At 65.7% G+C, this 26,813-nt stretch carries 10 protein-coding genes; 6 read left to right on the top strand and 4 right to left on the bottom strand.

Features of this window, described 5'->3' with window-relative positions:
• Nucleotides 1-2: 2 nt before the first annotated feature.
• A complete protein-coding gene (locus I3J27_RS12680; protein WP_270169568.1) occupies nucleotides 3-17,009 on the bottom strand; it encodes a leukotoxin LktA family filamentous adhesin in 17,007 nt (5,668 codons plus the stop codon).
• Nucleotides 17,010-17,080: 71 nt separating this feature from the next.
• On the bottom strand, nucleotides 17,081-17,839 hold the full coding sequence (locus I3J27_RS12675; RefSeq protein ID WP_270169566.1) for a hypothetical protein: 759 nt from the start codon (nucleotides 17,837-17,839) through the stop codon (nucleotides 17,081-17,083).
• On the opposite strand from I3J27_RS12675, the gene I3J27_RS12670 reads away from it, so the two are divergent.
• The 4 genes from I3J27_RS12670 (at nucleotide 17,825) to I3J27_RS12655 (ending at nucleotide 23,033) form a co-directional block, all read left to right on the top strand.
• Complete coding sequence (locus tag I3J27_RS12670) at nucleotides 17,825-18,055, top strand: hypothetical protein (protein WP_270169564.1); 231 nt, start codon at nucleotides 17,825-17,827, stop codon at nucleotides 18,053-18,055. The genes I3J27_RS12675 and I3J27_RS12670 overlap by 15 nt on opposite strands.
• 81 nt (nucleotides 18,056-18,136) lie before the next feature.
• Nucleotides 18,137-19,168, top strand: a complete 1,032-nt coding sequence (locus I3J27_RS12665; protein WP_270169562.1) for an ABC transporter substrate-binding protein — start codon at nucleotides 18,137-18,139, stop codon at nucleotides 19,166-19,168.
• Nucleotides 19,165-21,855 (top strand): hybrid sensor histidine kinase/response regulator, encoded by a 2,691-nt coding sequence (locus tag I3J27_RS12660; RefSeq protein ID WP_270169559.1) that lies wholly within the window; start codon nucleotides 19,165-19,167, stop codon nucleotides 21,853-21,855. Before I3J27_RS12665 ends, I3J27_RS12660 begins: the two co-directional genes overlap by 4 nt.
• 218 nt (nucleotides 21,856-22,073) lie before the next feature.
• Nucleotides 22,074-23,033: a c-type cytochrome gene (locus I3J27_RS12655; protein WP_270169557.1), complete on the top strand. Its 960-nt coding sequence runs from the start codon at nucleotides 22,074-22,076 to the stop codon at nucleotides 23,031-23,033.
• 229 nt (nucleotides 23,034-23,262) lie between these two features.
• Here I3J27_RS12655 and I3J27_RS12650 read toward each other — a convergent pair whose 3' ends face one another.
• Nucleotides 23,263-23,739, bottom strand: a complete 477-nt coding sequence (locus tag I3J27_RS12650) for a hypothetical protein (RefSeq protein WP_270169555.1) — start codon at nucleotides 23,737-23,739, stop codon at nucleotides 23,263-23,265.
• A 405-nt stretch (nucleotides 23,740-24,144) separates the two neighbouring features.
• Nucleotides 24,145-25,074 (bottom strand): LysR family transcriptional regulator, encoded by a 930-nt coding sequence (locus I3J27_RS12645; protein ID WP_270169553.1) that lies wholly within the window; start codon nucleotides 25,072-25,074, stop codon nucleotides 24,145-24,147.
• A 130-nt stretch (nucleotides 25,075-25,204) separates the two neighbouring features.
• On the opposite strand from I3J27_RS12645, the gene I3J27_RS12640 reads away from it, so the two are divergent.
• Together I3J27_RS12640 and I3J27_RS12635 are read left to right on the top strand one after the other, a co-directional pair.
• On the top strand, nucleotides 25,205-26,143 hold the full coding sequence (locus I3J27_RS12640) for a ring-cleaving dioxygenase (protein WP_270169551.1): 939 nt from the start codon (nucleotides 25,205-25,207) through the stop codon (nucleotides 26,141-26,143).
• A complete protein-coding gene (locus I3J27_RS12635; protein WP_270169549.1) occupies nucleotides 26,140-26,760 on the top strand; it encodes an alpha/beta hydrolase in 621 nt (206 codons plus the stop codon). The genes I3J27_RS12640 and I3J27_RS12635 overlap by 4 nt, the downstream gene beginning before the upstream one ends.
• Nucleotides 26,761-26,813: the final 53 nt, after the last annotated feature.

The following is a 26,813-nucleotide window of genomic DNA, read 5'->3' as shown; positions in this document are numbered from 1 at the left end:
CGTTACCATGCCTGTGCGAGACGGCCTACGGCCGGCTTCGCCGTCTCGACCGCTGCGTCCTTCCAGCCCGTGCGACCCGCGCGCTGTCCTTGACGGCGTAGCTTGCGCATGTCGCTAAGTCCCTCGACGTTGACGGCGGGACCCGAGCCGATGGTCTCGACCGGCCGCGGCGTCAGCAGCGCGTCGAGCCGCGCCTGGCCGGAGAGACCGAGTAGGTAGAACGTCCCCCCATCCTTCTTGGCCAGCCATGTCTCGATGCGCTCGTTGCCCTCGCCGTCGACCGGGATGTTGCGCACCATGCTCGCGCCGGTGAAGTCGTTGCAGCAGCTGTGGCCCGGCCCATAGTTGGTGACGGTCGCCGAGATGTCGCCGGTGTAGAACACCACATAGGCATTGGTGACATTGGCGTTGCCGACCTGGCTCATCGTGAACACGCCGCCCGGCTGGTAGAGCTGGAGCGTCGGCCAGTTCGACGGCACCGGCGTGCGGTTGTTGAGGAGCACCTGCTGGGTGGCGGTGGTGAGCATGAGCTGACCGGGAACGTAGCCGTTCAGGATCGAGACGGCGCGGGCGTCGGTCCAGAAGTTCGCGTCCACCACCCTGAACTGGTTGACGATGATGCTGTCCGGATCGATCCAGATGTTGGCAGACTTCGCGACGCCGCCGTTATAGCCGGTGATGTTCATGACCAGCGGGACCTGTGGGTTCGAGCGGATCTGCTCGCCCCTGACGTTGATCGTGTCGGCCGCGAGGTCGAGCTCCCTCACGACGCTGACCCAGTTGATCGTCAGGTCACCCGACGAGGTCATCTTGACGATGTCGCCGCTGATCCGGTCGAGCGAGACCGGGCCTGCCACGTCGAAATGCGTATCGCCGTGGGCGGAGATCGATCCGCCGCGGAGCGAGCCCGTGTCGGACTTGACGTTGAGGTCGCCGGCATCGCCCGGGATACCCGTCGTGGTGAGCTGGCTGAAGACGATGTCGTTGACGGCATGCAGGGTCTGCGTGCCGCCGCTGGTGGCGGTGCCGACGGTGATCGCTCCGGCCGTCGCGGTGACGTCGAGTGTGCCGCCGGCGGCGAGATTATCCCAATGAACGATCGTGCCGCTCAGGACCGCGTTGCCGGTCGTGGCCGTGAGGTTATGACCGGTGTTGGTGCCGGCGGCGATGAGCTTGGCCGAGCCGTGGGCCGAGACCGAGCCCAGCGTCGGCGCGCCGCCGGAGGTCACCGTCTGCGCGAGGATGAAATCGTTGTCCGCGTTGACGTTGATGCTGCCGGCATCGCCGTTGATACCCGTCGCCGTCAGTGCGTTGAAGATGACGTTGTCGTGGGCATGGATGGTCTGCGTACCACCGCTCTGCGCGGTCTGGAACGCGATGCTGCCCTGCCCTGCGGTCGCGCCCAGCGTCGTTCCGACAGTGAGGACATTCCAGTTGATCGGGCCGGCGGCGGTCAGCAAGCCTGCGCCGGTCGTGGCCGCGAGCGTGTTGCCGGTGATGGTCGTGGCCGCAACGAGGCTCGCCGAGCCGTTGGCCGAGACCGAGCCCAACGTCGTCACGCCGCCCGAGGTCACCGTCTGCGCCAGGATGAAGCCGTTGTCGGCGGTGACATTGATGCTGCCGGCGTCGCCGTTGGTGCCCGTCGTCGTCAGAGCGTTGAAGGTGACATTGTCGTGGGCGTGGATGGTCTGCGTACCGCCGCTCTGCGCGGTCTGGAACGTGATGCTGTCCTGGCCTGAGGTCGCACCCAGCGTCGTGCCGACATTGAGCGTGTTCCAGTTGATCGGGCCAGTCGCGGTCAGAAGGCCCGCGCCGGTCGTGGTGGCGAGCGTGTTGCCGGTGATGGTCGTGGCGGCCAGCAGCGACACCGAGCCATGGGCCGAGACCGAGCCCAACGTCGGCACGCCGCCCGAGGTCACCGTCTGCGCCAGGATGAAGCCATTGTCGGCGGTGACGTTGATGTTGCCGATATCACCACTGTTGCCGGTGGCCGCGAGCGAGTTGAACGTGACGTTCTGAGTGGCGTGGACCGTCTGCGAGCCGCTGCTGTCTGCGGTGCCGATGACGATGCTGCCGTTGTTCGCAACGGCGCTGAAGGACCCGCTCGCGCCGGTCGCGGTGCCCGCCACGACCTGGTCGAGCGTCAGCCCGCCCGTGCCGATGATATCCACGCTGCCCTTCACCGCGGACAGCACGCTCGCCTCGGTGTCGGTCAGCGCCTTCAGGTAGATGCCGCCAGCGCTGGCGCTTGCCGACAGCCGCACGGCGTTGAAGGCGAACCGGCTCGTCGCGCTGCCGATGCCGTTCGACGCACTCAGCGACACCTCGGCGCCCGCGCCGGACGCGATGAACTTGGTCTGGCCGTCGCGATTGTCGATGATCGCGCCCAGCGAGGCGACGCCGCCGGCCGTGACGATGATCGATGGCGCGTTCGAGGCCGCCGCGTAGGACAGCGACGAATTGAGCTGGCCAATCGTCGCATCGCCCGTGGTGGTCACCGAGATCAATCCGGCCGCGTTGATGGCCGAATAGGCGCCCATCGACAGTGTCGCGGCCACCAGCGTCACACCGTCAGAGCTACTGGTCGCAGCCACCGGCACGGTGCTGGTGCCGGCCGCAAAGGTCATGCCGCGGTTGGCGAGCAGCTGCATCAGCCCGTCGCTGGTGATGCTGGTATTGATGGCGAGCGCGCCGCGCGCCACGTTCAGCGTCAGTGCGCCGCCCGCCGTCAGCGACCCATAGGTGCCGCTGGTGCCGACCGCGAGATCTCCGGTGACGGCGAGGATGCTGAGGTCGCCGACCGCCGAGCCGGTCACCGCGCCGGAGATGTTCACCTGCAAGGGCTGGAAGGTCGAGCCGTTGAAGCCGATGCTGCCGCCGGCGCGCAGGTCGAGGTCGGTGCCGAGGATGTGGATCGCCGAACGGTCCGTGAAGCCGGCTTCGGCGTAGATGCTGCCGGTCGCAGCGAGCTGGATCGCATTGCCGGCGGAGATGTTGCCGAGGATCAGATCGCCGGTGGTCTGCTTCACATAGATGCCCTGCGCCGACGAGACCTGGTCGAGCTGGTCGTTGGACGGGTCGGCGAACGCGATCTGAAGCGCGTTCGAATTGGCCGCGGGATTGTTTCCGGCGGCACCGGGGGCGCCGACATTGCCGTGCTCGGCGATCAGGGTCAGGTTGGCGATATCACCCGAGATCACGGGCCCGCTCACATTGGCGGAGATGCTGGTGACGGCGTCGAGCTTGACGTCGCCGCGGCCGGTCACCGCGATGCCGTTGGCCTGCGCGGCCGAGATCGGTCCGTAATTCGCGGTAACGCCGCCGAGCGCGAGGCTGTTCTTGCTGCCGAGATAGACATTGGTCAGCGCCTTGGCCGAGATCGCGATCGGGTTGTCGACGACGACGAGGTTCTGCTGCGACAGGCTCACCGTATAGGTCGTGACGTGGGTCGTCGGGTCGGTGACCGCGCCGACGGTGAGCTGGCCGGGACCGGCGGTGGCCAGCAATCCCCGCTGCTCCGGCGTCAGCGACGAGGAATCGACGCTGGTGAAGGTGAAGGTCTGGGGCGCGGCCGAATTGCCGACCGAGCCGCGCGGCGCGTACAGCATGATCTGGTTGGCGCTGACATTGGCCACGACGTTCTCGTCGATCGGCGGCGGTGCCGCGCCAACGGCCGACGACGACACCGTGTAGGCGAGCTGGCTCTGGGTCCACTGCGAACCCGCGGTGATGATGCCGTAGACCCGCTCGGTCGATGCGAGCGTGTAGGTGTAGTTTGCGTTGTAGGCATTCAGCGCGGTTTGCAGCGCCGTGTTGCTCGGCATGCGCTGACTGGATGTCGAGACGCCGTCGAACAGCTTGGTGAACAGCGTCGTCGACAGCGAGCTGCCGAACACCGTCCCCAGCGGATCGGTGGGCGCGGTGCCGAGCAATGACGTCAGCGAGGTCTTCAGCTCGTCGGTGGTGATCTTGCCGAGCAGGAACTGGTCCCGCAGGAACCGCGTCGTGGCCTCCGTCTTCATCTGCGCCGTCGTGACGTTGGCGGGATCGATGCCGAGCTTGGCGGCCACCTGCGCCCGCAGCACCGTCAGCCCCACCGAGGTCGGGTTGTAGGTACTGCCGTTCGGGAAGGCGATGTTCTTGAGCTGGAAGTAGTCGTTGTAGGCCGACGTCACCATCGACTGGTAGCTGTTGACCGCGTTGGTGGCGGCGTTGCCGCTGAGCAGGTCGAGGCTCGCCCAGACGTCCTGCAGATGCTGGCTCTGCGCCTGGGTCAGACCGACCGCCGCCCGGCCGTTCAGGATGCTGGCCTGGTTGCCGTCGGAGCCTGCCGCTTCCAGGAAGACCGGGCCGCCGGTCGACTGGATCGTGCCGAGGCGGAGATCGCCCTTGGACTGGATGATGTAGGTGCCGGTGGCCGAGGCGCTGTCGAGAACGCCGCCATCGACGGCGCCGTTCGCCTGAACCGTCCCCGTCGCCTGGATCACCAGCGGATTGATGTTGGTCAGGGTGGACGCGCCATTGACGACGGCACTCTTCGCGCCGATCGCGCCCGAGGTGGAGTTGATCTCGATGTTCTTGCCGATCACCACGGGGTTGGCGACGTTGTAGGCGGACGCCGAGTTGATGTCGCCCGTTGCCGAAAGGAAGACGTTGCCCTGCGGCGTTGCGCCGGCCGAGTTCACCTTCACCTGGTTGATCGACAGCGCGCCGATCGCGGAAATCGCGATGTCGTGGTCGATTGAGCTGGCGGTCAGGCTGCCGCCATAGAGCTGCACCTGGACGGGAGCCTTGGTGGTACCGAGCGTGCCGATGCCGCCGTCACCCCGAAGCGTCACGCTCGTCCCCGAGATCACCGGGTTGTTGGCATTGGCGCCGACCGTGATGGACGAGTTGGCGCCGGTGGCGGCCAGCGTCGTCGTCCCCTGCTGGTTGTTGATCGACCCGTTGATGACGATACCGGAGGTCGAATTGACCACGACGTCGCTGCTGCTGCCGCCGATGAACTTGATGTTGATCGGATTCGACGCCTTGACCGTGTTGGTCAGCGAGAGCGTCAGGTGATCGTAGATCTGCTGGTACCAGTTGTACTGGGCGTCCGCGCCGCAGCAAGCGTTGGAGTGGGTGTTGAGTCCAACTGGGGTCCCATCCGGGTTAACGCCCCCCGCCCAGTGATAGCCGCCCGTGGCTGTGGTGACCTTCTGGTAGTTGCTGCTCTGCGTGCCTGAAACCAGGCTGGTCGAGCGGGTCCAGTTCTCGCCGGTGACCTGATTGGGCGTGAAGCTCCAGCCGTAGTCAAACTGCGTGCTGGTCGGCAGACGATCCAGCGTCGCGGTGTCGACCCATTGATAGAGCATGTTCTCCTTGGTCGCGTACTGAATGCCCGCAGTTCCGGTCCTGGCTGCAAGCATCGAGGCGTCAGGTGCGGCCGCTGTGACGCTGTTGACCTCGTATCGCGAGACCTGCTGGTTGCTCGCGGCCTTGGGATCGTAGACCCACCACGTCGTCTTCCCCTTGAGCTGGTCGACGATCTCGACCACGCTCTGGGCGGTCGCCCCGGTATTGATGGTGTTGGTGACGAGCGCAAGTCCGCTCGTGTTGTTGACCGTGACCGCGCCGGCGCCGCCCTTGATCTCGATGTTTCCCTGGGTCTGGGTGCTGTCGGTCGAGGTCGAGATGATCTTGCCGTTGAGATAGACGTAGCCGCCGGCGCCCTGCGCCACGCCGTTGAGGATGAGTTGGTCGGTGAGAGCGTTGTACCTGACCCCGATCTTGGCGTCGCCGCTGGCCGACGCCGTCACGGCGCCCGAGACGTCGTAATAGACGCCGTTCCGCGCATTGGCCTGCGCCGCGGCAAAATCCGCGCCATTGTTGCGGTTCTTGAGGCCGTTGCTGCCATAGATGGCATCGTACGCCGCGGCGCCGATGTCGACCGAGTAGTTGCTGCTCGAGCCGGCCTGGATGGTGCCGTTGATGTTGATCACCGACGCCGAGATGATGACCGCCTGGCCGCTGATGGTCCGGGTGGCAGTCGCGGTGGCCGGCGCGTCCGCGGTCTTCGGCGTGATCGCATCCGGCTGGATATTGATGACCTGGAAGAAGCCCGAGCTGTCGCAGTCTCTCGCACAATTGAACGGCGTCTTGTACGGACCGCTATCGGTGTAAACGTTGCGGCCGTCATAAGTCGTTTTCTTCCACTGCGCGAGCACGACATTGGTCGAGTCCGGCGACTGCCCCTCGATGATCTTGAGGGTCGGGATGTCCGGCACGCTGCCGGCATCGGGAGTGCTGGTGTTCCCAGGCGTGCCCCGGCCTATCGGCAGGAAGATGGCCGAATAGAGCGAGAGGCCGTCGTAGTACGTCATCAGCATGCGCGCAGTGAAGATCGTGCTGGCGTCGGCGTTGGCGACCGGCTGATACACGCCGTGGCTGCCGTCTGCGCAGCAGTAATAGAAATAGGGGTGATCGGATCCCGAACCGATGTGCGGAGCGGTGTAGTAGTCGCCGTAGGCGCCGAGATAGGTCGCGGCGGTCATCACCGCCGTCAGCGCATCTTCCGGCCTGTTTTCGGTGCTGGCCCATTGCGAGGTGACCGCGCTGCCGCTGTCGTAGAAGCTGCCGATGCCGCCGAGGAAGGTGAACGTGCCCTTGGGCACCACGATCTGGACGGTCGCGGCGCTGAGCGACTGCGATGCGACGACACTGCCGAGATTGTTGACGATCTTGAGCAGTCCGTTCGGATTGTTGACGGCGCCGTTGAAATAGATGTCGGGCGTGCGGGTCAGCACATTGCCGTTCTGGTCGATGCCCTGACCGGAGTCCGGATCCAGGCGGTTGTAGGTGGCCGAGACGTCGATGACCGGCGTGGCGCTCGGCATCGCGGTGAAGGTCACGTTGGAGTGCGAATCCGGGTCGACATGGTCGATCTGGCGGTAGGTGATGTTGCCTCCGGTCACGTCGGTGACCGTGAGGTTGCCCAGGCTCATGAAGTCGAGGCCCTTGTTCTCGATCTTGATCAAGGGCGAGCTGCGCGCGATGACCGCGGGCGCGGCCGGGTTCGTGCCGCTGTTTCCGGTCAGCTTCTGCGCCAGGATCGAGACGTTGCCGGCGGACACCATGATGTCGCCGAACGCGAAGGCGTTGCCGGGCGCGTCGGAGGTGAACGGCGCCTGCTTGATCAACGTGTCGATCTGGCGCTGGACGTCGCCGGTCGGATCGGTGCCGGACGGCGACATCGTCGCGGGCGCCGTCGGCGTCGCCGCGGCAAGCTGAGAGCGGACCTGCGCCGCGGTCAGGCCGGTCAGCGTCGCCAGCTGGTTGACCACCAGCTGGTAGGGATTGAAGTTGCCGACGACGGTGTACTGGACCGTCTGGTGGTTCCAGCTCATCACCGGGCTGAAGTGATTGACGTCGGAAACGGACTCGAGGGTCAGCGCGGAGTAAGGGCTCGTCGTGCTCAGCGTCGGCGTGCTCGCGCCGAGCTCGATCGTGATCGTCAAATCGTTGTTGATGCCCGCCACCACGAGCCCATTGAGCGCGACATCGCCGGTTCCGCTGGTGTGGCTGTGGTTGTCGCTGTTCTTGGCGCTGAAGATGTCGAGATACGGGTTGTAGTTGCTGCCGTTGCCGGCCGCCGTGACCTGCCCCTGCGTTGCGCCGAGATAGATGTCGCGCGCGCCGAGCACGCTCGAGGTCGGGGCCAGCGTCAGGCTCGTGGTGTCGTCTGCATTGGCCGTGCCGCGGTAGAGGGTGGAGATCGGAATGGCGGTGTTGTTGTAGACGACCGTCGTCGCCATCGCCTGCACGCTGCTGAACACGCTGCCGTCGCCGGCGAGGCCCGCATAGATGTTGATGTCGCGCCAGGCCACGATCTTCGCGCCGGCGCCGACATTGACGGACTGGTTGGCGTGCACCCAGCTGTTGGTGCTGGCGCCGACGCCCGCGATCGCGCCGTAGAGGCTGGCATTGGCGTTGTTGGCCGCCGCCATCTTCGCCGCCGTGCCGATATAGATCTTGCCCGCGCTGAACAGCTCGCGGGCATTGATGTTGACCGCAAGCGTGGCATTCGCCGTCATGTTGGATTCGGCGCCGCCGCCGGCGAAGAAGCTGGCGGTGGCGAGGCTCGCGGTGTCGTTGGTGTTCAGCGTGTTGTAGGCCTCGATATTGATGAACGCCGACGAGGTCCGCGGATCGCCGTTGAGGCTCAGCACCGTGCCGGCGCCGATATTGGTATTGACGGTCTGGGTGACGGTCGACGTGCTGAGCGCCGCAGCCCCCGAGAAGGAGCCGCCGGAGCCCGAGCGCGCGCCGCCGCCCCCCTGATTGACGATGTCGTTGGCGATGACGACCATGTTGCCGCCCGCCGAATTGATGATCAGATGCGTTCCGATCTCGGCAGTGGTGGTGGAATCGACGTCGTTCTGCGCCTTGCCGGCCGACACGCCGGCCGTGGACGCCTGATAGGCATCGCCGTTGGCGATGTAATTGGTGGTGTGCTTGGCATTGATACGCAGGCCGCCGAAATAGAGCGTGTCATCCGCCGTGCCGCCGTCGAACCGCGCATTGGTCACGGCGGTCGAGCTGGTGGTAGCGACCGCCGCCGCGCCGGCATAGGTGCCGCCGGCGCCGACCTTCGCGTTGGAAACGTTGGTATCGGTGCCGGTGGCCGTGATCCGGAGGATGCCGGTGTAATTGCCGTGGCTCAGATTATCTATGTCCGCGGGCGCACCCAGATAGGCATAGGTGTGCGCGCTGGACGAGGTCTGCGCGACGGTGGCGCCGAGCGCCAGGAACCCGCTCGAAAGGCCGGTCGCCTCGGCGTATTGGGCGCTGTCGTTTTCGGCCGCGATGGTCACGTCGGCATTGGGCAGCGTAATTCCTGTCCCGCCATAGGCGCTGACCGTCGCGTTCTCCAACGCCTTGGCGTAGCTGCCCTGCGCGCCGATCAGCGAGCCACCGCCGCCGGCGAGCGCCTTGGCCCAGGTCGTCGTGCCGCTGGTCGGAACCAGCGCCATGGCGGTCACGGCGAGCGCACCGCCGGAGAAGCTGGCATTGTCGCCGACATCGGCCGTCACCGTGGCACCGACCGTGGACTGGGCGATGGCGACGCCGACCGCACCGCCGCCAACCGAAACGCCGATCGCCTCGCTCGAAAGATTGGGCGTGATCGATGCTGACACCAGCGTGCCGATATCGGTCGCGGACGTGGTGATCGAGGCACTGGAGCCGATCTCCGCCAGCACGGAGGAATTCTCGTGGGCCTCCGCATCCGCGCCGACGCCGGCGACGATGCCGCCGCCGAGTGCCGTTGACGTCGTCGTCAACGTGCCAGCCCCGCTCGCCCCGACCGCCAGCTTCAAGACGTTGATGGTGGAGCCATTCAGGACCCTGGCTGCGACCGAGCTCGTCCGGCTCGCCGTGGCGACCGAGGCGCCAACGGCCACGGCACCGCCGGTGACGCCGCCGGTGAAGACCACCTGGGTCGTCGAATCCAGCGCCATGACGGCAGCGCCGTTGCCGCCGGTGCCGGTGATCTGGCCGCCGAGCAGCGCCGTCACGGTGTTGGTGACATTGCCAACCGCCACGGCTGCGTCCGCGCCGAAGTAGAGCGCCGCACCGCCGGCGATCGCCTCGGTGTCGATGGTCTTGCCGGCATAAGGTCCGGTGGTTGCGTCCTTGACGACCGCGGCAACGGCGACGGAGGGCGCCGAAACGGCCAGAGGCGTATCTGCGGCCACCAGCACGCCGGAGCCGTTGCGTCCGTAGTCGCTCAGATTGGCGAGCACGGTGCTGTTGACGCTGGTATAGCCAATGCCGGCGCCGATGCCGACGTTCTTCGCAAAGCCGGCGCCGAGCAGATACATCTTCGCCGCGTTGGCGCTGGTGGCCGCGACATTGACCTGCGTGCCCGTGACGTTGCCGCCGGCGATCTGCGCGACCACGACGTCGTTGCCGCCGCTCAGGACATTGCTGACGTCGTAGGTCGAGCTGACATTGGCGCTGTTCGGATTGCCGGCCGTGCCGCTCGCGACGGCGTTGCTGCCGTGCGTGTTGCTGGTGCCGCTGTTCACGGACGCGATGGTGCCGTTGCCGCCCTGGTTGAGCTGGCCGGTCTGCTGGCCCTGGGTGTCGGCATCGGCGGTGTTGGTTCCGATGATGATGACGCCGACCGTCGCACCGATGCCGACGCTGCCGCCGATACCCGCCGTCACCGCGTAGGACAGCACTTCCTTGGTGCTGAGCGCGCCGACATTGATCGCACCTGACGAGTTCAGATTGCTGTTCCAGCTCTCGGCAATGGTCCGGCTCTTGAACACGATGACGTTGGCGGCGGCTCCGACGCCGACCCCCGCCCCGCTGGCGCCGACCGCGAGCGCGCCGGCGATCTCCTTGATCGCGACGTCCTCGGTCGCGGCGATGGTGACCGCACCGGCCGCACCGCCCGTCACCGATTGCAGCGTGGTGTCGTAGACGCCGGCGATGGTGGTGTTGTTGGCGATCTCGATGTTCGCCATGCCGGCGATCGCGGCCGTGCCGGTCGAGAGCGCGCCGCCGACCGAATAAGCCTGGAAGCGGTTCTTGGTAAAGGCCTCGACGTCAAGCGCGCCGCTCAAATTGAGCGCGGTCGTGTGCGCGGCGCCATTACCCTGATAGTGGAATTCGTCGCCGACATAGGCCTCGGTCCGGTTCGAGGAGACCTGCACCAGGAAGGCCGCGCCGATCGCGGCCTGGCTGCCATAGGCGCCCGAGCCGTTCGCCGAGGCGATGCCGGTGTAATTGTTGGCGTTCACGGTGAGTGACGAGGCCGTCAGCGCGCCGCCGTCGACATAGGCTTCCGTGGTCGCCTGTAAGACGTTCAGCCCCACAGAACCACTGTTGAAGCCGACGGCGACCGACGAGGCATCCTGCTCGGCATTGGCCTTCACGGTGACGGCGCCGACCGTCGGGCTCGACGAGGACACGCCGCCGACCGTGGCATTGGTGATGTAGGCGAAGGTGCCGCGCGACATCGTCGTCGAGATGATCGTCGCGCCACCGCCGCCGCTGCTGCCCCAGACGATGCCGGCGCCGAACGCGCCGGAATAGGAGAAGCTCGACGCCGCGACCTCGATCTGCGGCGCCAGCGTCGAAGAGGTCAGGCGGGTCTCGATGGCCGCGCTGTCGATATAGGCCCTGGTCGACCCGCTCATCACGTTGGTGATCGGGTTGATCATGATGGCGATGCTGGAGCTCGCGGCGAGCGAGGCGACGTTGGTCACGACGGCCTGGTGCGAGCTGGCGACGACGGCGAGGCCGCGCACCGTGTCCTGGCTCTCGGTCAGATCGGGCGTGTTGTCGGTCGGTGCCTGGAAGCCGCCCAGATCGACCGCATGCGCCAGCGAGCCGTTGTTGACCGACAGCGTATCGGTCGAGCTGGTGCCGAGCGCATCGACCTTGGTGTTCGCCCCGCTGATATAGGCCGCGGTCGTTCCCGTGATTTGGTTTGTCACCAGCGAACCCGCGCCGCCGGCCGCGCCGGTCGAGACGGAGAGCGCGCCGGCGATCGCGGATATCCTGTCCGAATTGCTGGCGATCACCCCGACATTGTTGGTCGCCATGACGTCAGCGCCGTTGACACCGTTGGTGCCGGCGGCGCTGATGCTGGCGGTGACGTTGGTGCCCATCAGGCTGGTGACGACCGAGCCCGCAAGCCCGACCTGCGAAGACGCCGCGATGCCGATGGCGACGTTTGAGATACTGGCGTTCGAGCTGGCACCGACGGCGACGCTGCCTGTCGCGGTCACCTTGGACCCGGTCACGCCGGCGCTCACATTATTGGCGATATTGCTGTAGACCAGCGCAAGGCCGCCGGCGTTTCCGCTGGGTGCACCCGCCGCGACGGCGGCACTGCCCTTGATGCTGGAATTGTCGCTCGCCGTGACGGAGACGTTGGTGGCGGAAACCGTCGAATTCGACGCGCTGGACTGGCCGTTGCCGATTGCGGCCGAAACCGTGTTGGTGATCGAGCTGATCGTCGTGCCGGCGACGCCGGCGAACTGTCCGGTCGCGCCGGTGAGGCCGATCGTGACCGACTGGATCTTGGAGGAATCGACCGCGCTCACATTGACGCGGCCGTTGGCGGTCGAAGCCTGCAGCAGCACGTTGGCGATGTAAGCCGAATGGGTGGTTGCGATGGTGTCGTAGACGATCGAGGCGCCGATTGCGTTCTGGGCGGCGTTGACGACGCCCGCCACCGAAACGATGCTGGCACCGGGCCCGTTGCCGGTGCCGCCATTGAGCGCGGCCGCGCTGAAATCGATGCAGTTCTGTCCGCCCGTGCCGCTGCGCACCGTGCAGGTGTCCTCGGCGAGATGATTGTTGTTCGACTTCTTGACGAGATTTCCGAGCGCCGTATCCAGCGCAGACACTGCGCCGCTGTCGGCCAGCACGGTCACGCCGCCGACGTTGATGTTCACCGTCGCGCCGCTGTTGATATAGGCCGTCGTGGTCGGACTGATCTCGTCGACGACGACGGCACCCGACAGCGCGTTGCCATTGGTCGCGGCGCCGCCCGAGGCCGCACCGGCCGCGATCACGCTGGCATTGTCGGCCAGCACCAGGAGACTGTCGTAGTTCGAGATCGAGGTCGCGCGGATATGCGCGTCGGTCGCATTGCCGCCGGTGGGGTCGGCGATCGACGCATAGGTCAATCCGATGCCGACGCCGGCCTGGCCACCCGACATGTAGAGCACGCCGCCGCCGACCGCGATATTCGTGGTCTGGTAGGCGTCGACCTCGAGCGCGCGATTGACGCCGGTCGCCTGCCCCGTGATCGTCGAGCTCTCGATATAGGCGTTGGCGCTGTCGGTGATGATGCCGACCGAGGCCGACAGCGACGCCGCATTGGATTTCGATCCCGCTACGCCGATCGCGACGACGGTCTCCGAGCCGCCATTGAGCGCCTGCACCGTCACCGAACTCTGGTTGTTCATGGTGGTGCTGGAGATGTAGGCGAGTGTCGCATTGTCAGACATCGCCGCGGCGATTGCGCCGCCGATCGCAGCCCCCTGGGCGGATGCTCCGGCCAGATTGAGCGCCGCTGAGCCGGAACCATTGTTGAGCATGGTGTCGTTGAGCGCCTGAACGATCGTATTGGTCGCCACGGTTCCGGTCGTGGTGAACTTGTTGACCGTCGTGTTCTTGATATAGGCGCTGGTGCCGAGCGCGACGTCGCTGATCGACGAGCTGCCGGCGAGATCAAGACTGAAGCCTTCGGTGCTCGATCCCGAGGTCGAGCCGATCTTGCTCGCGGCCGTCGCCACGCCGGCGGTGCCTCCGGTCGCGCCGGCGCCGGCCGCGCCCGCCTTGTCGGAGAAGCTGGATGCCTGCGGCTCGGAGATCGACGCCGCGACCGCCGCCGCCGTGATGCGCCCGGAGGTCGTCGCGCTGATCGTGAGATTGTCGACATTGACGGCTCCGCTGCCGCCACTGTTGCCGGCAAACGGATCGTTGGAGCTGAACGGGCCGGGCCGGATGTCGGAATGGTTGTCGCCGATATAGGCGGCGGTGTCGGCATTTGCGCCGAGATAGGCGACCGCCAACCCGACCGCCGAACCGCCGCTGGTGTTCCGGCTCATCGCGCCGGCAAGTGTCACGACCGACAGGTCCTGCTGCGCCAGGATGCCGACGGTCGGGGCATAGACGGTGGCCTGGCTCGAGATCGAGGCATGCGTCGTGTTGTTCAGGAAGCCGAGCGAGGTGATGCCGTTGAGCGCCAGCGCGCCGGCGGCCTTGCCGGAGGTCGGCGCAACGGCGACGAACTGGTCCGAGGTGATTGCATTGACCGCGATGTCGTCCGCCGCCCGGAGCGTCACACGGTCCGAAACGCCGGCGATGGTGTTGGTGTTGAACTGGACGAGGTTGAGCGCGCCGCCCACCGACGATCCACCCGACGTGTTACCCGGCAGGAAGCCGAGCGTGCCGACATTGCCGGCGGCGTCGATTGATGCCGTGGTCGTTGTCGCCGCGATCTGGAGGCTGGCGTTGTAGGTGTGGACGTCGCCATTGTCCATCCCGGCCGACCAGCCGGTGCCACTACCGCAGGCCGCGGTCGCGCAGGTCGCCGTCAGGCTCGCGCTGCCGGCCACCCACGCCGTCGTGTTGTTGTTCACGACGAAATGGTTCAGCGAACCGGCAATACCGATCGTGTCACCAGCGTCCGCCGTGGCATTAGCGTAGCTGGTCAGGATGTTGCCGCCGACGCCGAGATTGCCGTTGAGGTGGCTCAGGACCGCACCGAGCCCGTCCCATTTCAACCAGGTGTTGGTGATGGGCAGTTCGGTGGTGGCGTCGACGGCAATATTCGCCGCGTTGATCAGCGCGCCATTGCCGACATAGGCGTTCGAATTATGCGTGAAGTTACCCCAGGCGACGGCCGCGCTGATTGCCGTCCCCTCGCCCGTCGACACGTCCTTCGTGATCGCGCTGGACGTCGCATTGCTGCGAACGCCGCGATCGATGACGTTGCTGGCAACCGCGACGTTCCCGCTGGCATAGATGCTCGGCGCGCCGCCGCTCGGATTCTGCGCGATCGCGGCGGTCGCGCTCTGAGTGCTGTTGGCCAGCGAGAGCGCGCCTGCGATCTTGAAATCGAAGCTCAGCGGCACCAGCGAGGTCATGTGGTCCATGACGAAGTGCGTCGGCGAAGCGACGTTCGAGACTGCGAACTCCTGGATCGCCGCGATCAGCGCGGGCAGGCCGGCGATGGACGAGGCCATCGTGGAGTTGCTCGTGGTGTCGGACGTCGCCTCGACGAGAACGGAGCCGTTCATCCGGTTGCCGGCACTGGTTCCGAGCGATGCGCCGAGCGTCGCGGTCGCAGACGTCGTGACGTCGCTGATGGCGACCGCGGCGCCGACAGCACCGCTCGCATTCGGTCCGCTCGCAGCAACCGACGTTGCGCTGGTCGAGAAGGAATTGTTGTTGATCGCGCGCACCTTCAGGGTGCTGCCGCTCGTGTTCACCAGGCCCGCCGCGATATGCGCGCCGGTCTCGACGTTGGCGGTCGTCGTCACCGAACCCGTGGAATAGGCCACCGTCGGGACGATCTGCGCGCTCGTCGATGCCGCGAGGGCGGAGACGGCGATGGTCGCGTCGTTGAGCGCCTTGATCTCGAGGTTGCCGCCGGCGTTGACCGTCGCGCCCGAGGACACGTTGGTGGTGGCAGTGCCGTCGATCTTGCCGACGACCACGCCGGCCGCGACCGGCGTGAGGCTGCCGAGCAAGGTGGTGGCGATCGCCGGATCGGATACGGTCTCCGTGGCGTGCGCCGAAATGGTGACATCGCCGCGGCCGTTGATGTCGGCATGGCTGTTGATGTTGATGGTCGCCGTGGCGCTTGCGGCGAGATAGCCGCCATTGAGCCCGAGCAGCGAGGCGGCAAGCGTCGAGCCGACCAGCGCGAAATCACCGGCCACGGAACCGTTCAGGAAGCTCGACACGGCCGTCGAGGTCGCGGTGATCGAGATGATGCCGCCGGTGATCTTGCCGTCGACCGTGATCGCGGTGGCGGCGGTGGCCTGGCCGGACAGCTTGATGTCGCTTGCCGTCGCCCGCAGCGTCACGTTGCCGTCAGCGTAGGTGGTTCCGCCGAAATTGACCGACTGCGCCAGGATCTGTGCGCCATTCTTGATGTCGATGTTCGGCGCGTCGATGGTGACGTTGTTGGCGTTGCCGGTCGAATGGCCGGAGCCATCGAGACGGCGGGCATCGATCACCGCATGCGCGGCGAGCGTGATGGAATGATCCGCCTGAATGAGGTAGTTGGCACCGGCGCTGAGCCCGGCGAGCGCAGCCGCGACGGAGCTGTTCGACAGCGTCACGCCGGCGTCGCCCAGGGCGGCGTCACCGACGACCAAATCGGTCGGGTCGATCAGCAGCGTGCCCGCCTTGCCGTTGTCCGCGCTGAGATTGACCTTGATGCCCTGGCCGATGTCGATGATGCCGTTGGCGCTGAAATCGACCAGGCCCGCATTCCCGGTCTTCGCACTCGCGTTGAACTTGGCCCCGCCCGCAACCGTCAGGTTTTGCGCCGCCTTCAGGCGGATCTCGCCGGCATCGCCGGTCTTGCTGGCGATGTTGAGCCTGGCGTTCTTGCCGATCTCGATGTTGTTGCCGGCCTGCACCGTGATGTTGCTCGGCGTCGAGGTCTTGCTGCGCGCGGTCAGGCGCCCGTTGACCCTGGCATTGTTGACGGCGCCGATATGGATCGAGCCGTTGCTGACGGTGATCGAGCTGGCGCTGCGCAGGCCCTTGGAATTGACGGAGGCCGCGAACTTCGCCGCGTGATCGAGATTGGCGATGTCGCGCTGGGTGGCGCCGCCGACAAAGACGTTCTGCCCGGTCAGGCGCACGCCGTCGATCGCGTTGACCCGGCCGTAGATGCGGATGTTGCCGTCGGGCGAGACCGGGAACGAGCCGGCCATGAGGTTGCCGACAGCCGTGCCGTTGATCGCGCCCCCCGGGCCGATCAGGCTGTCGGTGAACTCGCGCGTCGGCGTCGAGACGTTGAGGCTGCCGACGTTGACGATGCCGCTGCGGCCGACCACGAACCCCTTGGGATCTGCGAAATAGACGTTACCGCCGATCGCACCGTTCATATACGAATTCAGCGTGCCGTTGACGTAGACAGGCGCGTCGCGAACGATGTTGACGAGATTTTGCGTGCCGGTCGGCAGTTGCAGATTGACGGTGTTGCCCTGCCCCACGCTGAACTGCGAGAACGAGTTGAAGGCGTTGTTGCCCGAGATCGTCGACGTCGTGACGTTCGTGACGCTGCCGGAGGTCTGCAAGCTGGTGCCGGTGCGGCCGTCCGGAACGATGACGTTCGCCGTCTGCGCCTGAACGCGGACGCTGTACACCGGCAGGAAGACCATCTGCATCGCGCAGAGCAGCGACATCGAACGGAAGCGCGCAAGTCTCCGCAGCGTCGCCCGCTCGTCATTGTCTCGCGTCGCAGATGGTCCGCGCATTTCAGATCCTCGTCATCGGCATTGGCGCCGATCCACAACCGGGTGGGAGAATGTCGTGAAGTGATCCGGCATCAGAACTGGCCGGGCGGCAGCTTGAAGATGTCGGGGCTCTTGGCGTCGGCGACGTAGAACAGCAGCAGGCTGGTGGGCGTCAGCACACGCTGGTTGTTCTCCTTGTTCTCGAACGTGCCCTGGAGCAGCAGGATCACCGAGTGATCCTTGGCGTCGCTGCCGCGGAACATCACGATGCCGCCCGCGACCGGCATGTTCACCGCGACCGAATCGGGCTTGAAGCCTTCGCCCATGAAATGGGCGCGCAGGATGTTGGCGTTGGAGAACAGCTTCTCGGCCGTCAACGCCGTGTCGGTGCTCTTCGACCAGACCGCACCGACCTGGATCAGCGACTTGGACTTGTAGCCGAACACATAGGAGAGCTCGGCGGCGCCGCCGTTCGGCAGCAGCTCCGGAACGGTGAGCAGCAGGCTGCGCGTCAGCTCGGACGCGTTGTCCTGGATCTTGATGGCGTCGGGCTTGGCGCTGAAGTCCTTCGTCATCGCCGCGCGCACGTCGGTCTCGCTCATGCCGAACTTGGCCGAGCGGAAGCCGTCGATCGCCTTGGCCGCCTTGTCCTCACCGGCGGCAGGCGTCTCGGCGGCGGCCGTCGACGTCGTGCCCGCCGGTACGCCTGCGGCGGCTGGCGCACCGGCAGCGGCGGCTTTTGGGGCCGGCGCCGCCTTCTGCTTGGGGACAGCTCCCTGAGCCGCGAGCGGCCCGACTGCAACAGATGTGAGGAGGCCGACGAGAGCCGGCAGGAGATGGATTTTGCGCATCGAAAAACCTTCGAAACAAACCTGAAACAACGCTTCAAAAATCAGCCGCTGCGAACCGACTTCTCCGGGCCGACACCGCAACCGGGACGAAAAATATTGCAACGCCACAATGCGTTGCGAATCGTCACGGAGCAGACAAAGCTCGAAACAGCGACTCTCTGGCCGGGCCAGCAATACGGTATCGGACTGCCGAAAGCTGCGAATGAACATTCATAAGCGCATTTTTTCATCAATTGTGGACACCGCCCTTTCACGTTAATCATCCGGTTTGGGACGGACCATCGAGCAGAGAATTCCATGACCGAACGGCCTTCCGCGTTCGCGGTCGATCGCCGCGGCTTCATTCGCCTCGCGGGCACGACCGCCGCAGGATGGCTTGCGCTCGGCGCAACGTCGGATCGCATGCGGATCGTGGCCTCGCTGACGGCACTGCCGCTCGACGACGAGCTGACCAGACGAAGCATGATCGATAGCCCGACCTCTCGTCTGGGCGGCCTCGTCGGCGGCTTGAGGCAGCGGGGCTGGGTCGAAGGCGTCAACTTCCGCCTCGAGCTCCGTTCGACCTTCGGCGCTCCAGACAGGCTGAAGGCTGCGATCCAGGAGGTGCTCGAGCTCGAGCCGGACGTGATCCTGACCGGCTCGACGGTCGAAACCGCAGCCGTCCTCGCGGCCACCAAGACCGTCCCGATCGTGTTCGCGACCGCCCACGATCCCGTCGGCAGCGGCTTCGTCGAAAGCCTTGCGCATCCTGGCGGTAACGTCACCGGCTTCACCAACAGCACCGCCGATATGGGCGGCAAATGGCTGCAACTGATCCGGGAGGCCGTGCCTGATATCGCCCGCGTCGGTGTCCTCTTCAACCCGGTGACCAGCCCTCGCGGCGGGCGCTTCTTCCTCGAATCGATCGAGCAGGAGGCCGCGGCGGCCGGAGTGTCCGCGGTCGCCGCACCCGTCAACACGTCAGCGGACATCGACGAAGCCATCAGGCGCTTCTCCGAACCGCCCAGGGCGGCGATGATTGCGCTGGTCGACAGCTTCCTCGTGGTCAACCGGCAGGCGGTCGTGGCGTCGGCAGCCAAATATCGCGTGCCCACGATTTATCCGTTCCATTATTTCATGGATGCAGGCGGGCTGATGAGCTATGGGCCGACGTTCGAGGTGCGCTCGGCCGACTATGTCGATCTCATCCTGCGCGGGACCAAGGCCGGCGACCTGCCGGTGCAATCGCCGCGGAAATACGAGTTGCTGATCAATCGCACGGTCGCCCGCACGCTCGGACTGACCATTCCATTCACGCTGCTCGCGCGTGCCGACGAGATCCGTGAGTGAACGAACAGGTCGACCAGGGACATTTGCGGACGCCTCCCGGCCGGCTGTTCAGAAAATATCTCTACGCGATCGTCGCCCTCGCCTTTGCCGCGCTCGCCATCAACACTGGCTTCGACGTCTGGTTCTCCTATCACGAGCAGAAGCAGCTTCTCGCCGCAACCCAGCGCGAGCAGGCCGCAAGCGCGGCCATTCAGATCGGCCAGTTCATCGGCCAGATCGAAAACCAGATCAGATGGCTCGCGCGCCTGCCGCCGGAGCTGTCGACGAACGAAGACGAGCGCCTGAACGCCATCCGCCTTCTGCGGCTCTCGCCCCCGATTGCGGAAATTGCCGAAATCGATGCGCAGGGCCGCGAGCAGGTGCGCGTGTCGCGCCGTGTCGCGGACAGGGTCGGCAGCAATGCCGATCTCTCCGCTTCGCCCGCCTTCCGCGGCGCCAATGAAAGCCGGGCTTATTACGGTCCCGTCTATTTCTTCGGCGACACCGAGCCGTTCATGACGCTTGCCACGCGCGGAACCGGCCGCGCTCCCGACGTGATTGTCGCCGAGGTCAATTTGCGTTTCATCTGGGACCTCGTCGCCGGGATCAGGGTCGGCAACACCGGCAAGGCCTATGTGGTCGACCGCATGGGGGTGTTGATCGCGCATCCCGATCTGTGGCGGGCACTCCAGCGCAGCGATCTCTCCGGCCATCCGGACGTGCGCGCCGCACTCGATGGCGTGGGCCCGCCCTCGGGCGGCCTGGTCAAGGAAGACCTGTCCGGTCAGCGCGTGCTGTCGACCTATGCGACGGTACCCTCGCTCGGCTGGCTTGTCTTCGTCGAGCTGCCGCTCACCGAAGCCTACGCGCCGATCTACGCATCGATCGGACGCTCGACGTTTCTGCTGGTCATCCTGCTGGCTGGTGCCGTGCTGGTATCGCTCTGGCTCAGCCGGCGCATGACCGTGCCGATCCAGATGCTGACGCAAGGAGCGAAGCTGATCGGGAGCGGCGATCTCGGCCTGCGGCTCGCGATCAAGACCGGCGACGAGCTGGAAGCGCTCGGCGACCAGTTCAACCGGATGGCCGCGCATTTGCGCGACTCCTACGCGACGCTCGAGCGCAAGGTGGCCGAGCGGACGTCCGAGCTCGAGAAGGCCCGCGACCACGCCCTTGCCGAGCATGACGCAGCCGAGCGCGCGCGCAGCGCTGCGGTGGCCGCCAACGAAACCAAATCGCGCTTCCTCGCCGTCGTCAGCCACGAGTTGCGCACGCCGCTCAACGGCGTGATGGGCGTGCTGCAGCTGCTCGACGACGACAGCCTGGGCGAGGCGCAGCGGCGCCACCTCGCGACCGCCGCCGCGTCGGGCGAGACGCTGATCGCGCTGGTCGATGCGGTGCTGGAATATGCCCGCCTAGAGGCCAGTACCGAAACGCTGGAGATGCGCGACTTCCGCCTCGACCAGCTCATCGAGACGGCCTCGGACCTGATGCGTCCGCAGGCCTTCGGCAAGGCCCTGACCTTCGACGTCGCCTGCGATGCGACGGTCAAAACATCGGTGCACGGCGATCCTGTCAGGCTCAATCGCATCCTGCTCAATCTGATCGGCAACGCGATCAAGTTCACCCCGCGCGGCGGGATTGAATTGAAAGCGGCGGCGGAGCCGCACGACGATCATGTGCGGCTGCACGTCACCGTTCGTGACACCGGCATCGGCATCGCGCCCGACATGCATGAGCGCATCTTCGAGGATTTCGTCCAGGCCGACGACAGCATCGCGCGGCGGTTCGGCGGCACCGGCCTCGGGCTTGCGATCGCGCGGCGCCTCACCCGCCTGATGCGCGGCGAGCTGACGGTGGAGAGCACGCCGGGCGCGGGCAGCGCGTTCACGCTCGACGTGCCGCTCGGACGCGCCGCGCACGGTATCGCGCAAGGCGCGATACCGCCGCCGTCGCGGCAACTCCGCGTGCTGCTGGTCGACGACGATCCCGTCAATTGCGAGGTCGGTGAAGCCATTCTGAGCCGGCTCGGCCATCGTCCGACCATCGCAGCGAATGGCGCCTCGGCCATAGAGCTCGCCCGCGAGCAGGCGTTCGACGTCATCCTGATGGACCTGCACATGCCCGACATGGACGGCGTGGAGGCGGCATCGCGGATCGGCAAGCTCGATCTGCCGCGGATGCCGCGCATCATCGCCGTGACCGCCGACGTGTCGAGCAGCGCCCGCGAGCGGCTCGCCGGCGCCGGCATCGCCAAGATCGTCAGCAAGCCGATCCTGATCAACGCGCTGCGCGAGGCGATCGAGGACACTCCCGACGAGCCGGCCGCCGCACAGCTCGCCGCAGGCGCCTTGATCGACCGGCATTTTCTCGACGACCAGAAAGAACTCTTGGGGCCAACGCAGATTGCCAAGCTGCATCTTCTGCTCCAGGAGACCAGCGACAGACTGATCGCGGACATCGCCAGGGCCGCGGAGATCGGCGAGCACAACCAGCTCGCGCGGTTCACGCACCAGCTCGGCAGCGCGGCGAGCGCGCTCGGCCTCGTCTGCCTGTTCGAGCGCTGCCGCGAGATAGAGCTGGCGGCAGCCACGATGTCTCTACCCGAGTGCCAGAGTACCGCGCGTGAGCTCGCTACGCTGCGTGCAGCGTCGATGAGCGCGCTCGACGATCTGCTCCGGCCCGCCGAGCAGCGTTCGGTGAGCTAGATTTGCTCGGATTGAGTTCTTCGCGTTCGACCCTGAGCAGACCAAGACAGCTGAATCGCACATTGACGTCTGCGAGTCCCCGGCGTTGAATGGTGTTTTCGATGTGGCGGAGGAGCAGCGGCGTCCCGTCGCCCGACAAGCGGTCGGTTAGCCGCTCCTGATCTTCGCCTTCGGAAAGTACAGTTTGGCTTCACCGACGCGCTGGGAGGTCGAGAGCCATGAGATTTCCGACCGCTCTATGGGCGTTCTCGCTGGCATTGCTCACCGCGGCAGGCGCGCGTGCGCAAATCCAGGAGGGCCCGCCAGCATGGGCCTACCCGGTAAATCCGCCCAATTTTCAACGCACGCCTGACGATGGTACGATCAGGCACGTTCCTGACAGCACCGCCGGTTTTACGCTCACGCAAGTGCGGGATCTGTTCGCCGCGCCCGACTGGCACCCGGACGATCATCCACCAATGCCAGAAATCGTGGCGAAGGGACGAAAGCCAGAGGTGTTCGCGTGCGGCGTCTGTCACCGGGCCGACGGACCGGGCGGTCCTGAGAATGCCAGCCTATTTGGCCTCTCCGCGGAATACATCATTCAGCAAACGGCGGAGTTCAAGACGGGCCTGCGCAAGAACTCGGCGCCTCGCGTCGCCACCGACCTGATGATCAAGTTGTCCAAAGCGGTGACCGATCAGGAACTCGGAGAGGCCGCGGCCTACTTCGCCTCCATCACGCCGAGATCGAATATTGCCGTCGTAGAGGCCGAGGCGGTGCCAAAAACACAGGTGAGAGACTTGTTCTTGGCTCCGCTGGACGGCACCGAGAAAGAACCCATCGGTCAGCGCATCATCGAGATACCGGAAAACGTTGAACACTTTGTCAGCCGGGATTCGCGCGCTCGTTTCATCGCCTACGTCCCGGTAGGCAGCGTTCAGAAAGGACGGACGCTGGCAGCGAACAGCGATCCGCGCGTCCAGTGCGGGACCTGTCACGGTGCTGACCTCAATGGGACTGCCATCGCGCCGGGGCTCGCGTCCCGTTCGCCCACCTACATGTTCCGGCAGCTCTATGACTTCAAATCGGGTGCGCGCAAGGGCGCCAATAGCGAACTCATGAAGCCGATTGTCGAGAATCTCAGCATCGACGACATGATCGCGCTGGTCGCCTTTTCAGCGTCGCTCAAGCCCTGACATTCTTCGGGTGCTGTGCAGGACGGGCAAGCCGGTGCGCCTAGCGTTCATCTGGGTCCCCAAAGCCAACCTGGGCGTTCGCTCCCAGCTGGCCAAGAGGGAGATCGATCTCAACGACTCCAGTCGGTTTCTTCGGCAGGTCGCCCGGCCGACAATGTGCCGCCGGCCGGGCCAACACGCCACCCAAGGGATCAACGTCCTTCGTGTGGGACCTGTGAACATTGCGCCATCACGAACCCGATGTTTTAACGACGAGCTTTATGTTCAGCAGGTTGACGCCCTTGAATGGGTTCGGTGCGCTTTCGATTGTTCCCGTACCCGTGGCGTTCGCGTAAGCACCTGTGCCCGACAGAATCGTGTATTCGCCCGTTGATTTGCCGTCTTTGGCGGAACCGGTGTAGCGCGCCGTAATCGAGCCTTCCTCGAAGGTGTAAGTGCTATAGCCGAAGAAGGGACCCGACCCTTTGAGCAAGTCCGAACTATTGACGAACTCTTTCACTCCGATACGGCCATCGTTGAAGACGGCGACCCCAAAGAATTTGCCAGACACAACCGTCTGCCCTTCGACGTTTGCGGCCTCTATGACCTTGAGGTCGATTGGCTTCGTGACCAGCTTGAACTCAAGTACCCGCTCACCGGCTACAGCAGTCGACGCCGCGACGGCCAATGCCACGCCAGAAAGGAAAAAGCTGAGAGACTTCCGCATGTGTTCCTCCTGAGCTTGTTGAAACTAAGTCGAGAAGCGCCGACGAGCTACACGTCAGGCCCCGGCTCTTCGCGGCGGCGCGAAAGAGAGCCCTCGGCGACGCCCGGCAGCGGCTGAAGCTTTCCGTATCTGAAGGCGCGATGTCGGGACGCAAGTATGAGTCCCGAGGGATGGGAAGAAAGTTCAGGTTTCCGTTACGGTATAATAGTGTCCAGCCACCTGCGCGGGACTCTCGGTGGGTCGATACGGGCGATCTGATCAAGCTGACCAAGACTTGCTTAGTACACGCTCTTTCGCATCCGGCCCTTAGCCGACCGACCTATACTGCGTTTTCCGGCAGGACCGCTTCTGATCCGAACCGTGCATATCTTGCACCGGGGGCAAGTCGCCCGGCAGATTTATGGGTCACGGCCTCGCCTCCGCACGTCTGCGCCCGCCGGATTCGTCCTCGTCACGGCTGAAGCGTTCGACCAGAAAATCGATGAAGAGCCTGACTTTCACCGACAGATGCCGGGTCGCTGGATAGACCGCGTAGAGCGCGAGTGGCGGCGCAGAATACTCGTCCAGCACGGTCCGCAGTTCGCCCGTCTTCAACGCGTCCGCCGCAATGAACTCCGGCAGTAGCGCCAGCCCCCTGCCCTTGATCGCGACGTCGCGCAGCACCTCGGCGTTGTTGACGCAGAGCGACCAGGCCGGCTGGATCCAGTGGTCGCCGTCGCTGCCTGTGAGCTTCCACTGATTGCCGGTCAGCAGGAATCCGTAAGTGAGCGAAGTATGCTCGCGCAGATCCTGCGGATGTCTTGGCGTGCCGTGACGCGCGAGATAATCGGGCGAGGCGCAGATCATGCGCGCCACCGGCATGATTTTTCGCGCGATCAAGCTCGATGATTCCAATTCCGCAATCCGCAACGTCACGTCAAAGCCGTCCTGCACCGGATCGAGCAGATCGTCGCTGAGCACGATCTGGAGCTGAAGCTCGCCATAGCGCGCCATGAAGTCGGCGAGCACGGGGCCCAGCCGCATCGTGCCGAACGACATCGGCGCGTTGACCCGCAACAGACCCCGCGGCGCCGACTGGGCCTGCGTCACCGCCTGGTCGGCCGCCTCGATCTCGGAGAGGATCACCACGGCGCGCTCGAAATAGCGCTGGCCGTTCTCGGTCGGGCTGGCGTGCCGGGTGGTCCGGTTCAGGAGCTGGACGCCGAGGCTCTCTTCGAGGTCGGCGATGTATTTGCTGATCGCCGAGCGCGACAGCCGCAGCTGCCGGCCGGCCTCGGCAAAGCTGCCGCTTTCGACCACCTTCACGAAGGCCCTGAGGCTGGAGACCTTATCCAAGGGCCGGGCCGCCCGATTGTTTCCAAATCGTAGACATAGACGTCATATTTGCATGGATTGTCTCCAATCCAAAGCGGAACGATATTTCCGGCCAGAGCAAGACTGCTCCTGCAAATTCTGGAGGACGACAATGTCTGGACTGCACCACGTCACCGCGATCGCCGGCGACCCCATCCGCAATTTCGGCTTTTACACCCGGGATCTCGGCCTGCGCTTCGTCAAGAAGACGGTCAATTTCGACGATCCCGGCACCTATCACTTCTATTATGGCGACGAGACCGGCCGTCCCGGCACCATCCTGACCTTCTTCCCCTGGGCCGGCGTGCCCGCGGGGCGCCGCGGCGTCGGCGAAACCCATCAGACCGCCTTCCGCGTGCCGCAGCGCTCGCTCGGCTACTGGACCCAGCGCTTCACCGAGAAGGGCATTGCCTACGAGGCGCTGGAGAAGCGCTTTGGCGAATCCGTGCTGCCGTTCACCGATCCTGACGGCATGGCGCTCGCCCTGGTCGGCGTCCCCGGTGCCGAGAACGAGCCCGGCCGGAGCAATGGCGACGTGCCCACCGAGCACGCGATCCGCGGCTTTCACGGCGTAACCCTGCTGCTCGACAGCGCGGCCAAGACGGCTGCCGTCCTCACCGACGTGTTCGGCTTCAAGGAGACGGGACGCGAAGGCTCGGTGATCCGCTTCAAGGCATCTGGCGACACTGAGGGCAGCGTCGTCGACATCTACGAGGCCAAGGGCTTTTTGCGGGGACACCAGGGCGGCGGCTCCGTCCACCACATCGCCTTCCGCGCGGCTGACGATGCCGAGCAGGGCCAGATGGCGCAAAAGCTCGTGAGCAATCACGGCCTGCATCCGACCGAGCAGCGGGACCGCAACTACTTCCGCTCGATCTACTTCCGCGAGCCCGGCGGCGTGCTGTTCGAAATCGCGACCGACATCCCCGGCTTCGCCGTCGACGAACCCGTCGCGACGCTGGGACGCGACCTGAAGCTGCCGAGCTTCCTCGAAGCGCAGCGCAAGCAGATCGAGGGCGTGCTGCCGAGCCTGGAAGAGAGCGCGTCATGACCGACTTCATCCATCGCTTCGAGCCCGCGACCAGCGCGGGCTCCCCTCCGCTCCTGCTGCTGCACGGCACCGGCGGCGACGAGAACGACCTGCTCGGGCTCGGCAAGATGATCTCGTCAGGCTCCGCCCTGCTCTCGCCGCGCGGCCGCGTGCTCGAGCACGGCATGCCGCGCTTCTTCCGCCGCCTTTCGGAGGGCGTGTTCGACGAGGACGATGTGCGCAAGCGCGCGCACGAACTCGGCGACTTCGTCGCGGAGACGCGAAAGCGATATGGCATCGCCGCGCCCGTCGCGGTCGGCTTCTCCAACGGCGCCAACATCGCAGCCGCGCTGTTGCTGCTGAGGCCTGACGCGCTGGCGGGCGCCATCCTGTTGCGCGCCATGGTGCCGCTGTCGGGGCCGCCCAAGGCGGAGCTTGGCGGCAAGCCGGTGCTGCTGCTCTCCGGGCAGGCCGATCCGATCGTGCCGGCGAGTAATTCGGCGCAACTTGCCGCGCTGCTCTCCGAAGCGGGCGCGAGCGTCGAGCACAAGGTGCTGCCGGCGGGCCATCAATTGTCGCAGGCCGACGTCACGCTCGCCCGCGGCTGGATCGGCAGCATCGCCGCCGAAGCGGCCTGACCTCAGGAGCGGCGCACCCGACCGTGGGGCGCCGCTCCGCCGCTGCTCCAGGC

This window comes from Bradyrhizobium xenonodulans, from assembly GCF_027594865.1.
In the GTDB taxonomy this organism is placed as follows: domain Bacteria; phylum Pseudomonadota; class Alphaproteobacteria; order Rhizobiales; family Xanthobacteraceae; genus Bradyrhizobium; species Bradyrhizobium xenonodulans.
The sequence above is the reverse complement of the archived record's forward strand: the minus strand, read 5'-3'. Positions and strand labels throughout refer to the sequence as shown.